10 protein-coding genes are annotated in these 13098 nt (G+C 65.0%); 1 reads left to right on the top strand and 9 read right to left on the bottom strand.

Going from position 1 to position 13098, the window contains the following annotated elements; all coding sequences use genetic code 11:
* Positions 1-20 precede the first annotated feature (20 nt).
* The 4 genes from infB to rimP all read right to left on the bottom strand — a co-directional run bounded on the left by infB (position 21) and on the right by rimP (position 5772).
* A complete protein-coding gene (gene infB / locus CO664_RS00420; RefSeq protein ID WP_037422407.1) occupies positions 21-2684 on the bottom strand; it encodes a translation initiation factor IF-2 in 2664 nt (887 codons plus the stop codon).
* A 105-nt stretch (positions 2685-2789) separates the two neighbouring features.
* Positions 2790-3491, bottom strand: a complete 702-nt coding sequence (locus tag CO664_RS00415; protein WP_037422410.1) for an RNA-binding protein — start codon at positions 3489-3491, stop codon at positions 2790-2792.
* A gap of 6 nt (positions 3492-3497) precedes the next feature.
* Positions 3498-5108 (bottom strand): transcription termination factor NusA, encoded by a 1611-nt coding sequence (gene nusA, locus CO664_RS00410; protein WP_037422421.1) that lies wholly within the window; start codon positions 5106-5108, stop codon positions 3498-3500.
* Between the two features lie 46 nt (positions 5109-5154).
* Positions 5155-5772, bottom strand: a complete 618-nt coding sequence (gene rimP, locus CO664_RS00405) for a ribosome maturation factor RimP (protein ID WP_097537664.1) — start codon at positions 5770-5772, stop codon at positions 5155-5157.
* Between the two features lie 248 nt (positions 5773-6020).
* Between rimP and CO664_RS00400 the strand changes: the two genes are divergently transcribed.
* The gene (locus CO664_RS00400) at positions 6021-7649 is read left to right on the top strand and encodes an MFS transporter (protein ID WP_037422427.1); all 1629 of its coding nucleotides are present in this window, start codon (positions 6021-6023) and stop codon (positions 7647-7649) included.
* Positions 7650-7852: 203 nt separating this feature from the next.
* Here the strand turns inward: CO664_RS00400 and CO664_RS00395 are convergent, their stop codons facing one another.
* The 5 genes from CO664_RS00395 to CO664_RS00370 all read right to left on the bottom strand — a co-directional run bounded on the left by CO664_RS00395 (position 7853) and on the right by CO664_RS00370 (position 13091).
* A complete protein-coding gene (locus CO664_RS00395) occupies positions 7853-8293 on the bottom strand; it encodes a nuclear transport factor 2 family protein (RefSeq protein WP_234820071.1) in 441 nt (146 codons plus the stop codon).
* 387 nt (positions 8294-8680) lie between these two features.
* Positions 8681-9958: a lytic murein transglycosylase gene (locus tag CO664_RS00385; RefSeq protein WP_234819741.1), complete on the bottom strand. Its 1278-nt coding sequence runs from the start codon at positions 9956-9958 to the stop codon at positions 8681-8683.
* A 202-nt stretch (positions 9959-10160) separates the two neighbouring features.
* Complete coding sequence (gene recR, locus CO664_RS00380; RefSeq protein ID WP_097537663.1) at positions 10161-10766, bottom strand: recombination mediator RecR; 606 nt, start codon at positions 10764-10766, stop codon at positions 10161-10163.
* A gap of 60 nt (positions 10767-10826) precedes the next feature.
* A complete protein-coding gene (locus CO664_RS00375; protein WP_037390630.1) occupies positions 10827-11150 on the bottom strand; it encodes a YbaB/EbfC family nucleoid-associated protein in 324 nt (107 codons plus the stop codon).
* A gap of 60 nt (positions 11151-11210) precedes the next feature.
* The gene (locus tag CO664_RS00370) at positions 11211-13091 is read right to left on the bottom strand and encodes a DNA polymerase III subunit gamma/tau (protein ID WP_097537662.1); all 1881 of its coding nucleotides are present in this window, start codon (positions 13089-13091) and stop codon (positions 11211-11213) included.
* Positions 13092-13098 lie beyond the last annotated feature (7 nt).

The raw sequence follows: 13098 nt of genomic DNA, 5'->3' as shown, positions 1-13098 counted from the left end.
CAATCTGTTGCCGGATCGACTTAGAGCGTCCGCGTGATGTGCTCGACGCGGAAGCACTCGATCGTGTCGCCGGCGCGGATGTCTTCGTAGTTCTCGAAGGCCATGCCGCATTCCTGGCCGGACTGGACCTCGGAGACCTCGTCCTTGAAGCGCTTGAGCGTCTTGAGCTTGCCTTCGTGGATGACGACGTTGTCGCGCACCAGACGGACACCGACGCCACGCTCGACCTTGCCCTCGGTGACGCGGCAGCCCGCGACCTTGCCGACCTTGGTGATGTTGAACACCTCCAGGATCTCCGCATTGCCGAGGAAGGTCTCGCGCCGCTCGGGCGAGAGCAGGCCGGACATCGCCGCCTTCACGTCATCCACCAGATCGTAGATGATGTTGTAGTAGCGGATCTCGATACCGGACCGCTCGGCCGCATCGCGCGCCTGCTTGTTGGCGCGGACGTTGAAGCCGATGATCGCGGCATTCGATGCCTCGGCGAGCGAGATATCCGACTCGGTGATGCCGCCGGCGCCGGAATGCACGATGCGCGCCCGTACTTCGTCGGTTCCGAGCTTGTCGAGAGCACCGGCGATCGCCTCGATCGAGCCCTGCACGTCGCCCTTGATGACCAGCGGGAACTCCTTCAGGCCGGAAGCCTGGAGCTGGCTCATCATCTGCTCGAGCGAGCCGCGCGAGCCGGACTGGCGGGCAACCATCTTCTCGCGGGCAAGCCGCTGGCGATATTCGGAGATCTCGCGCGCACGGCTCTCGTTCTCGACGACGGCAAACTTATCCCCGGCCGCCGGCGTGCCGGAAAGGCCGAGGACCTCGACCGGCATCGAAGGACCTGCTTCCTTGACGTGTTCGCCCTTGTCGTTGACGAGCGCACGCACACGGCCCCACTGATCGCCGGCGACGATGATCTGGCCAGGCGTCAGCGTGCCCTTCTGCACGAGGACGGTGGCAACCGCACCGCGGCCGCGGTCGAGCTCGGCCTCCACAACCGTACCCTCAGCCGTCCGGTTCGGATTGGCCTTGAGGTCGAGGATTTCCGCCTGCAGCAGGATCGCTTCGAGCAGCTTGTCGAGATTGGTCTGGTTCTTCGCCGAGACCTCGACATCGAGCACCTCACCGCCCATCGATTCAACGAAGACCTCGTGCTGCAGGAGCTCGGTGCGAACCTTCTGCGGGTTCGCCGTCGGCTTGTCGATCTTGTTGATCGCAACGATGATCGGCACGCCCGCCGCCTTGGCGTGGTTGATCGATTCGATCGTCTGCGGCATCACGCTGTCATCGGCCGCGACGACGAGGACGGCAATGTCCGTCGCCTGGGCGCCGCGGGCACGCATCGCCGTGAAGGCAGCGTGGCCGGGGGTGTCGATGAAGGTGATCTTCTGACCGTTCTGTTCGACCTGGTAGGCGCCGATATGCTGGGTGATGCCGCCCGCTTCACCGGCGACCACATTGGCGTGCCGGATCGCGTCGAGCAGCGACGTCTTGCCGTGGTCGACGTGGCCCATGATCGTCACGATCGGCGGGCGGGAGATCATGGTCTCATCCAGGTCGGCAACGTTGAAGATGCCTTCCTCGACGTCCGACTCGGAAACCCGCTTCACCGTGTGGCCGAATTCGCCGGCGATGAGTTCGGCGAGATCCGCATCGATCAGGTCGCCAGGCTTCATCATCTGGCCTTCCTTCATCAGGAACTTGATGACATCGACGGCGCGCTCCGACATGCGCTGCGACAGCTCCTGAATCGTGATGGTCTCCGGCAGGACGACCTCGCGCGAAATCTTCTCGCGGGTTTCCTGCATCTGGCTGCGCCGGAACTTTTCCTGGCGGCGGCGCATCGCCGAAAGCGAACGGCCGCGCTGGCCGCCGTCCTCGTCGACGGCAGCGGTCAGCGTCAGCTTGCCCTGGCGACGGCCCTCGTCGCCCTTGGCGCGCGGAGCGGGCTTTGCCGGCTCGGGACGTACGACCTTGCCGCGGGCCGGTCCGGCACCGCTGCGCGGGCGTTCATCCTCGTCGTCACTGCTTGGCCGGCGACCGCGAAGAGCTGCCCCGGGGGCACCGGGCGCCTGAGGCGCGGCAGGCGCCGGGCGGACGGGCTGAGGAGGTGCCTCGGCGCGACGCTCGGCGACCGGGCGCTCCTCCGCGACCTCATCGGTCTTTTCGGCGACGACCGCCGGGCGAGCAGCTTCCTCGGCGGCGCGTCGGGCGGCCTCTTCCTTTTCGCGGGCGAGGCGCGCTTCTTCTTCTGCGCGACGACGCACTTCCTCTTCGGCGCGACGCTTGGCTTCCTCGGCATCACGCACCTGGGCTTCAGCCAGCGCACGACGACGGGCTTCCATCTCGCCGGCCGAGAGGTCGTTCAACACGACGCCGACCCGGGGACGGTTCTGCTCCGCGCGCGGCTGATGGGGCTGCGGCTGCGGGGCCGGGCGGCCAGCCGGGTGCGGCTGAACGGGGCGCGGCTCGGCCGGCCGCGCAACGGGCGTCGCGCTCACCGGCGTGATCGGACGCTCGTCCTTGTGGCGAGTCAGGCCGAACTTCTTCTTGGTTTCGACCACGACCGCCTTCGAGCGACCGCGGCCCATGTCCTGGCGCACAGTCCCCTGCGTCACCCCGGCGGGCTTCAGGGTCAGCGTCTTCTTGCCCGCTACGCTGAGTGTCTTGTCGTCTTTGTTGTCGGTCATTCCGTTCCGTTCCTAGCGATCAGGGCCGGATGCGTAACACCTGACCCCGTCTTCCAATTTGTCTCAAGCAGCGTTCGCGATGCCGGCCTCTGCCGGTGACGCGTGTCATTGCTGTGGCTTATCAGCGCCGCCTTCGGCCCGGACCGGGACGGATCCTCGGTACTTTTCGAGCATGATTGCGCGCTTCACTACACCCTCACCCGCCTGCCCTGCAAGCGCTGCGGCATGGATAAAAGCATTACTTCCCAAAAGCTCCTCCATTTCCGCCGCCGCAAAGGGGCGGAACGCAGGTATTTCCGTTTCATCCTCGGCGACGAAGCTCATCGCCTTGCGGGCCTGATCGATCTTGCGGACACCGTCGGCGGCCGCTTCGGTCGCATGGAACACTGCAAGCGCCGCGAGTCCGCGCACCGCCTGCTCGGTCTTGGTGGCGCCGGAGACGAACTGGCCGGCCTTGCGCGCCATGTTCATCATTCCGGCAAGCTGCTCGGCGAGCAGCCTGTCGACCTCGTCGGCCAATGCCGGCTCGGCCTTCACCTCGGCGCGCAGAGCGCGGGCGAAGAGCTTCTTCGCCACCGCCTTCTCGACGAGGCGCCGCTCCGCCCTTACCCAGCAACCGCGCCCCGGAAGCTGCCGCTTCAGGTCGGGCACGACGCGGCCGTCCGGCCCGGCCACGAAGCGGATCAGCTCATCCGGCAATCCGCTCTCGCGCGTGACGATGCAGGTCCGGCTGCTGCCGCTCCGGTCCTTCGGGCCCTTGTCTGAAGGCAGAATCTCCGAGGGCAGGATTTCGGTGGCGGCTGTCATCCTGGATCAGGCGTCCTGCTCCGAACCCTCGGCAACTTCGATCGGCTCGTCCTGATCGCTCGCGAGGTCTTCCTCGGTGATCCAGCCAGCCGCCAGACGCGCCTGGACGATCATCGCCTCGGCCTCTTCGCGGCTGACGTCGAGCTTGGAGAAGGTACCCTCGAAGCGCTTGGTCTCGCCGTCCTTGCGCTCCGTCCAGCCGACGAGGTCGTCGGCGGCGCAGCCGGCGAAGTCCTCGATCGTCTTGATGCCTTCCTCGCCGAGCGCGACCAGCATCTGGCTGGTCAGGCCCTCGATCTGACGCAGGTCGTCCGAGACGCCGAGCTCCTTGCGCCGGGCGTCCATTTCGGCCTCGATCTTGTCCAGATATTCGCGGGCGCGCGTCTGGATTTCCGTCGCGGTTTCGTCGTCGAAACCATCGATCGAGGAAATCTCGTCGAGCTCGACATAGGCAAGCTCCTCGACCTGGGCGAAGCCCTCGGAGGCAAGCACCTGGCCGACCATCTCGTCGACGTCCAGCGCTTCCATGAACAGCTGGGTGCGCTCGTTGAATTCCTTCTGGCGGCGCTCGCTCTCCTCCTGTTCGGTGAGGATGTCGATATCCCAGCCGGTCAGCTGCGAGGCAAGGCGAACGTTCTGGCCGCGGCGGCCGATCGCCAGCGACAGCTGCTCGTCCGGCACGACGACCTCGATGCGCTCCGCGTCCTCGTCGAGCACGACCTTGGTCACTTCGGCCGGCTGCAGGGCGTTGACGATGAAGGAGGCCGGATCGGGCGACCACGGGATGATGTCGATCTTCTCGCCCTGGAGTTCGCCGACGACCGCCTGGACGCGCGAGCCGCGCATACCGACACAGGCGCCGACCGGGTCGATCGACGAATCGTTGGAGACGACGGCGATCTTGGCGCGCGAGCCCGGGTCGCGGGCGACGGACTTGATCTGGATGATGCCGTCGTAGATTTCCGGCACTTCCATGGTGAAGAGCTTGACCATGAACTGCGGATGGGTGCGCGACAGGAAGATCTGCGGACCGCGCTGCTCGCGGCGCACGTCGTAGACGAAGGAACGGACGCGATCGCCGTAGCGCATGTTCTCGCGCGGGATCATCTCGTCGCGGCGAATGATGCCCTCGCCGCGGCCGAGATCGACGATGACGTTGCCGTATTCGACGCGCTTGACGGTGCCGTTGACGATCTCGCCGACACGGTCCTTGAACTCCTCGAACTGGCGGTCGCGCTCGGCCTCGCGAACCTTCTGCACGATCACCTGCTTGGCGGACTGCGCGGCGATGCGGCCGAAATCCATCGGCGGCAGCGGATCGGCGATGAAGTCGCCGAGCTTGGCGTCCGGGTTGCGGTCTCGGGCGAGCTCGAGCGGGATCTGCGTCGAGTAGTCCTCGGCCTTCTCGACGACTTCGAGAAGACGCTGGAGACGGATTTCACCGGTCTTCGAATTGATGTCCGCCCGGATGTTCGTTTCCGAACCATAGCGCGAGCGGGCCGCCTTCTGGATCGCGTCTGCCATCGCGGCCAGAACGATCTCGCGGTCGATCACCTTTTCGCGTGCCACAGCGTCCGCGATCTGCAGAAGCTCGAGCCGGTTAGCACTGACTGCCATGTCTTGTCTCCGTCTGGTTACAGGGGCCTCACAAGCGCGCCCTGGCTCATTCGATATCTCTGTCTTCGTCTTCGAAATTCTCATTGGCGGCACGCGCCGCCTTCGCCTTCTTGTCGGCCGCCAGCGCGTCGCGGATCAGATCGTCGGTCAGGATCAGCCGTGCTTCCGAAAGGGCGGTGAACGGGATGGCGACGACGGCCTCTTCGCCATAGGCGGGCTGGTCGCGCTCGAGGCGAAAACCGTCGTCGTCCACCGACACGATCTTGCCGCGGAAGCGCTTGCGCCCGTCGACCATGATCGAAGTCTCGCACTTCATCAGATGGCCCTGCCAGCGGAAGAAATCGGACTTGCGAACCATCGGGCGATCGATGCCCGGCGACGACACTTCGAGATGATACGCCTTGTCGATCGGATCTTCCACATCGAGGACCGGCGAAATGGCCTTGGAGACGTCCTCGCAATCCTCGACGGTCATGGTGCCATCGTTGCGCTCGGTCATGATCTGCAGCGTCAGGCCGTTCTGACCGGACATGCGCACGCGCACAAGGCGGAAACCCATCTGCACCAGCACGGGCTCGATGATGTCGGCAATGCGCCGGTCGAGGCCGGTCTCGGTGATCAGCCGCGATTCATTTTCAGTTCCAGCCGTTGTCGGTTCGGACAAACGATCATCTCCTCGTCGGACCGGCTAATAAAAAAGAGCGGGTCCTGACGGGCCCACTCTTCATCTACCGATCAAGAATTTGACGCTCATATACGCTGCATCGCCGGAAATTGCAAGGCTTGCGGCAGACCCGGCCGGCAGAGGAGGCAAATCCCGTCTAATGGCAAGTTTAAGCGGCTGGCGTGCCGCATTTCGAGGTTTATAACGAGACCACACCCCGCATCATCGCCAAATGAGAGAGACACGAGGTGACGAACCGCATATCGCCGCTGGCGCCCTTCCGGCACGACACGTTCAGGATCATCTGGATCGCCAGCCTCGCTTCCAATTTCGGCGGCCTCATTCAGGCGGTAGGTGCCGCCTGGCTGATGACGTCCATCTCCCAATCGGTCAACATGGTGGCGCTGGTGCAGGCCTCGACCTCGCTGCCGATCATGCTCTTCTCGCTGGTCTCCGGCGCGCTCGCCGACAATTTCGACCGGCGGCGGATCATGCTGGTCGCCCAGGCCTTCATGCTTGCCGTTTCGGCGCTCTTGACCGTCTTTGCCTATTACGGGCTGATCACCCCGTGGCTGCTCTTGCTCTTCACCTTTCTGATCGGCTGCGGCACGGCGCTCAACAACCCGTCCTGGCAGGCTTCGGTCGGCGACATGGTGCCGCGCGACGACCTGCCGGCGGCCGTCGCGCTGAACAGCATGGGCTTCAACATCACCCGCAGCGTCGGCCCGGCGATCGGCGGCGCCGTCGTCGCCGCCGCCGGAGCGGCCGCGGCCTTCGCCGTCAACGCGCTCAGCTATTTCGCCATCCTGTTCGCGATTTCCCGCTGGCGGCCGAGCATCCCACAAAGCGCCTTGCCGCGCGAGCGGCTGGGCCGAGCGGTTTCGGCCGGGCTGCGCTATGTGGCGATGTCGCCCAATATCGGCAAGGTGCTCCTGCGCGGCTTCGCCTTCGGCCTTTCGGCAAGCGCGATCCTGGCGCTGCTGCCGCTTGTCGCCCGCGACCTCGTCAAGGGTGGACCGCTCACCTACGGCATCATGCTTGGCGCCTTCGGCCTCGGGGCGATCGGCGGCGCGTTGCTCAGCGCGCGCCTCCGGGAGCGCCTGTCGAGCGAAGCGATCGTGCGGCTGGCCTTCGCAGGCTTCGCCGCAAGCGCGATCGTCACTGCGCTCAGCCCGCAGGCATGGCTGACCTCGCTCGCCCTCACCGTCTCAGGCGCCTGCTGGGTGCTGGCGCTGTCGCTGTTCAACACCACGGTGCAGCTCTCGACGCCGCGCTGGGTGGTAGGACGGGCTCTCTCGCTCTACCAGACGACGACCTTCGGCGGTATTGCCGCCGGCAGCTGGCTCTGGGGCGTCGCCGCCGAAGAATACGGCGCCGCGAATGCGCTGATCGGCTCCTGTCTTCTGATGCTTACCGGCATCGCCATCGGCCTGCGCTTCGCGCTGCCGGAGTTCACGTCGCTGAACCTCGACCCGCTCAACCGCTTCAACGAACCGCTGCTCGCTCTCGACCTGAAACCCCGCAGCGGACCGATCGTCGTGATGATCGACTATGAGATCGACGAGCCGGACATCCCCGAATTCCTGACGACCATGGCGGAGCGGCGGCGCATCCGCATCCGCGACGGCGCTGGCCATTGGGCGCTGATGCGCGACCTCGAAAACCCGATCATCTGGACCGAGACCTATCACGTGCCGACCTGGGTCGAATATGTCCGCCACAACCAGCGGCGCACGCAGGCGGACGCGGCCGTCGGCGACAAGCTGACGGCGCTCCACCGCGGCGACCAGCCGCCGCGCGTCCACCGGCTGATCGAGCGCCAGACGATCGTTCCCGGGCATTACGAGCGCTACAAGCAGCCGGCGGAGATGCATTGAGGGGGCAGATGCGAAAATCTGACGCCGAGCACCGGAGCCGAAACGGCAAAAATTGGCTCCGTGAGTCCGTTGGCGATGAGCACGCTTGGCGACTGGAAAGGTCGCCGGGCCGATCACGATCGCCGTCGAGAGTAGGCAGGTGGTCAATACGGCCCAAGTGCGATCATGCTCAATTCTGCGAACACTCATCGGCAGAACTGAAGTCAATTGAACGTATGGAGCTTGATTTTCAAACTGCCATCGGCTTGGCGCTCAAAGACATGCGTGGCAATCCCACCCCAAGGCTGGTCTTTGCCCTGGGCATCCTTGCCCTTGGCAGACCATTTAGCTGCGCCGTAAATCAACTTTCCGTCGCCATCCACCCTGATCACCTCAAGTCTGTGATCGGTGGCGCCCATGCCGAATATGCCGCTGAAGAACTTTTCAACGCCAGCAGGTCCCTCGATCAAATCATGGCTAGGAGGAAGAAGAAGCGCGTCCTCCGCATAGAAGGTGGCAACCGCCTTGGCATCCCGCTTTCCAAAGGCCTCGTCCCAAGCTGTATATGCGGCCTTCACATCTTCCATAGGACCGGCCCGAGCTTCCATTGGCGCCATGGAGATGAAGTATGCTACAAGCATGGCGATACAATCATAGCGTACCATGACATTCCTCCTTTGATTGTTGGCATGCTCCTGCAATTGCTAATGCATGTCTCCTTAAATCGACCTCGATTTAAGGACCCAAGACATGCAGCAATTCAAAATGCTACAGCGACCTTTGCGCATCAGATAAGACGCGCGGCGCTGTAGTGTATCAGATCTGGCTAAAAAGCGGCACGGAACGGCGACACGTCCACTGTAGTCCATTCAGGGTAGAGGCGAGACCGATGATCGCTAGCGCCGTGGCCGGCGGCCACGACGTCGGGGTTCGCGGACGTTTTCAAGGACTGTATCAAACACCAGACCCTGTGCGCGATGAGCTGCGCTTCCTGGCGGAACGGCTCTTTGGCCTTTCCCGAGGAATTCAGCCTTTTGCGGCCAGACCCAAAGTCAGCGCAGCTTCGCCTTCAGCGACGGATCGGGAAAGCAAGTCGGCGCCAGGCCGTTCTTCGCCTGCCAGTCGCCGAGCGAGCGGCGGGTCTTGTAGCCCGGCAAGCCGTCGACCTTGCCGACATCGTAGCCGATTGCGACCAGCGCCTTCTGCATGCCGAGCACGTCGGAGCGCAGCATCTTGCCGACATCGCCCCATTCGCCTCGGAAGGCGCCGCCGCCCGAGGCGATGCGGTCGGCAAGGTTGCCGATGAAGAGGGCGTAGAGGTCGGAATTGTTGTATTCCTTGATGACGTAGAAATTCGGCGTGACGACAAAGCCCGGCCCGTGGGTGCCGGCCGGCACCAGCATCATGCCGGAAGCCGACCGCTCAGCGGACGGAAAGGCCTTGCCGGAAACGCGGGCGATCCCCATGCCGGCCCAATCGGCAATCGGCCGCGCCAGGTCGGGGCCTTCCTGGGCGCAGGAGACGCCGTTAGGGATCGATACTTCGAAGCCCCAGTCGCGGCCGCTCTGCCAACCCTTTTCAGACAGATAATTGGCGATCGAGGCGAGGCTGTCCGGCACGGAATTCCAGATGTCGCGGCGGCCGTCACCATCGAAGTCCACCGCATATTTCAGGAAGCTCGACGGCAGGAACTGCGGTTGGCCCATGGCGCCAGCCCAGGAACCGCGCATTTCACTTTCCTTGACGTCGCCGCTCTCAAGGATGGTGAGCGCCGCGATCAATTCGCGCCGAAAAAGCTCCGGCCGCGTCGACATGAAGGCTTTGGTGGCCAGCACGTCCATGATCGGATGCGGGATCTTCGCCCGGCCGAAGCCGGATTCGCGCCCCCAGATGGCCAGCACGACCTGTCCCGGAACGCCGTAGCTCCGCTCGATCCGCTTCAAGGTCGAGGCATGCGCTGAGGCGAGGCTGCGGCCGGTCGCCGCGAGGCCCTGCAGCCTCTTCTCGGAAAAATAGGAACCGGGCGACGAGAACTCCGCCTGGCTCTGCTTGCGCTCCTTCGCCTTCGGAAAGCCCGGCGGCGCCAGATCGGGCAGGTCCCAATTGAGCTTCACATCGGCGAAGGCGGCCTTGAAAGCAGAAGCGGAAATCCCGGCCTGTCTCGCCTCCGGCCAGAGATCCTTCGCAAGCCACTGACGGAACTTTGCTTCGACATCGGCCTTGGTGGCGGCGTGGGCGGGAAGGTTGAGGGCGAGGAGTGCGGCGATGGTCGCGAGGATTAGGCGTGCGCGAGGCTTACCCCCCTCTGCCCTGCCGGGCATCTCCCCCACAAGGGTGGAGATTGGCGGGCGGCAAGGGCTTCCCCCTGCGGAAAGAGACGCGTGTGCGGCGGCGGTGTTGTGAATTTGTGCGCTCGTTCCAAACTGATCTCCCCCCTTGTGGGGGAGATGCCCGGCAGGGCAGAGGGGGGTGGACCCTGCAGGACCGGCAAACCACGAGCGAATACGAGACTTCAAACGCATCGGCATTCCTTCAGATCGTCGTGCGCGCCCGAAGCGCGGCGGTCAGCGTGCCTTCGTCGAGATAGTCGAGCTCGCCGCCGACGGGGACGCCATGGGCGAGGCGGGTGATCTTCACCTCCATGCCCGCGAGCTGGTCGGTGATGTAGTGAGCCGTCGTCTGGCCTTCGACGGTCGCATTGACGGCGATGACCAGCTCGCGCACGCCGCCCTTGGCGACGCGATCGACGAGCCCCTTGATGTTCAAATCATCCGGGCCGATGCCGTCGAGCGGCGACAGCGTGCCGCCGAGCACATGATAGGCGGCGTTCAGCGCCCCGGCGCGCTCCAGCGCCCAGAGATCGGCAACGTCCTCGACGACGATGATCACCGCCTGGTCGCGCCGCTCGTCGGTGCAGACGGTGCAGGGATCGATTGTATCGACATTGCCGCAGCAGGAGCAGATCTTCACCTTGCGATGCGCCTCGCCCATCGCCTCGGCCAGCGGACCGAGCAATTGCTCCTTCTTCTTGACGAGATGCAGCGCGGCGCGGCGCGCAGAACGGGGGCCGAGCCCCGGCACCTTTGCCAGGAGCTGAATGAGCTTTTCGATTTCGGGACCGGTGACTCGCTTTGCCATGGCCGGCTTTTAGCGCATCTCCCCGATAAACGGAATCGCTTTGACGGCGATCTCCGCCAATCAGAAGGGCAGCTTCATGCCGGGCGGGATCGGCAGGCCGGCAGTGAGTTCGCGGGTCTTTTCCGCCTGCACCGCGTCCGCCTTTTCCTTGGCGTCCTTGTGGGCGGCGACGATCAGGTCCTCGAGGATTTCGACATCGTCCTCCTTGAAGAGCGAAGGGTCGATCTTCAGGCTCTTCATATGGCCCTTGCCGTCGAGCCGGACAGTGACGAGGCCGCCGCCGGCGGTGCCGTCGACTTCGAGCGCGGCGATCTCCGCCTGCAGCTTCTCCATCTTGGCCTGCATTTCCTTGACCTTGCCCATCATGCCGATGATGTCGCGCATCGTCGTCTCCTGTCGGTTGCTATGTCTGCCTGAATTCGAAGGCGCCCCGTGTCTCGGCGCCTACTCGATGTCGTCGCCGGGTACGATATCGCCGTCCGCGGATTCGGCGGCCGCCGGGGCGAGCATTTCGGCCTCTTCCTCCGCGGCGCGGATGCGTACGTCGGTAATCCGCGCGCCCGGAAAGCGCGCGAAGATCGCGGCGACGTCCGGATCCTGGCGGGCGTCGTTGACGCGCTGTTCCTGGGCACGCTGATCGGCCTCGACCAGCGTCGGCTCGCCCGGCTCGCGGCTGTAGCTGACGACCCAGTGGATGCCGGTCCACTCCTTGAGCTTGACGGCCAGCTCATTGAGCAGCGTCTTCGGCGCATCGTCGGGGAGGTTGACGTCGAGCCGGCCGGGCTCGATATGGACGAGCCGCAGGAAGCCGCGCACCAGCGTCTTCAGCTTGATGTCGCGGTTCTTCGCGCAGAGGTCGGCGATGTCGCTTACCGAATTGACCGGGACCTTCGGCTCCGGCCTGGCGGCGGCTGCCGGCGCCGGTTTCTCCTCGATGCGGCCGACGGCGATCGGCTGGGGAGCGGCATCCGGCACGGCGCGCAGCATGGTCGCGCCGTTGCCGGACGGCCGCTGCACGGGCACCGCCTCGACGGAACGGGCCTGAACGGGGGGCTGGGCGGCCTGAGCTTGGGTACCGCTGCCATTGCCGGCCGGCGCAGGGCGCCCCTCGCCTGCCTCGCCGCCCGAAAGCTCGAGCAAACGCCGCGCAGCCTCTTCCGGCGAGGGAAGGTGAGCTGCATGGGCGAGCCGGATCAGCACCATCTCGGCGGCGCCGGCGGGACGCGCCGAGCTTTCCGCCTCGGGAATGCCCTTCAGGAGCATCTGCCAGATGCGCGACAGGGTGGTGACCGCGACGCTGCCGGCGAATTCGGCACCGCGACGGCGCTCGACCTCGCTCAAGGACTGATCGTTCGCCGCCTCGGGCACATATTTCATGCGCGTCACGAGATGGGTGAAGTCGGCAAGATCGGTAAGCACGATCGTCGGATTGGCGCCGGCCTCGTATTGCGCCGTGAATTCGGCGAGTGCCGCCGCGGCGTCGCCCTTGATGATGTGCTCGAAGAGATCGACGATCCGTGCCCGGTCGGCGAGACCGAGCATCGAGCGCACCGTTTCCATCTCGACCGAGCCGCCGCCATGGGCGATCGCCTGGTCGAGCAGCGACAGGCCGTCGCGCGCCGAACCTTCCGCCGCACGCGCTACCATGGCGAGCGCCTCCGGCTCGAAGGGCACGGCCTCCTTGCCGAGGATGGTGGAGAAGAGCCCGACCAGGTCCGAGGCGCTGATGCGCCTCAGGTCGAAGCGCTGGCAGCGCGACAGGACGGTGATCGGAACCTTGCGGATCTCGGTCGTCGCGAAGATGAACTTCACATGCTCCGGCGGCTCCTCGAGCGTCTTCAGCAGGCCGTTGAAGGCCTGGGTCGAGAGCATGTGCACTTCGTCGATGATGTAGACCTTGTAGCGCGCCGAGACAGGCCTGTAGCGCACCTGCTCGATGATCTCGCGGATGTCGTCGATGCCTGTATGGGAGGCGGCGTCCATCTCGATGACGTCGACATGGCGGCCGTCCATGATCGCCTGGCAGTGCTCGCCCGGAACGCGCAGGTCGATCGTCGGCTTGTCGATCTCGGCGGTCTTGTAGTTCAGCGCCCGCGCCAGAATGCGCGCCGTCGTCGTCTTGCCGACGCCGCGCACGCCCGTCAGCATATAGGCCTGGGCGATGCGGCCGGTCTCGAAGGCGTTGGTGAGCGTGCGCACCATCGGCTCCTGGCCGACCATCAGGTCGGAGAAATCCTTGGGGCGGTATTTGCGCGCCAGAACGCGGTAGGCGGCCGGTTTTTCGACGGATGAAACTGGGGATGAAATGGGCGCTTCGTCGCTCATCGACCCT

The organism is Sinorhizobium sp. NG07B (assembly GCF_002532005.1).
Classification (GTDB): Bacteria; Pseudomonadota; Alphaproteobacteria; order Rhizobiales; family Rhizobiaceae; genus Sinorhizobium; species Sinorhizobium fredii_C.
Note: the sequence above shows the minus strand (reverse complement) of the source record. Positions and strands in the feature narration are given on the sequence as shown.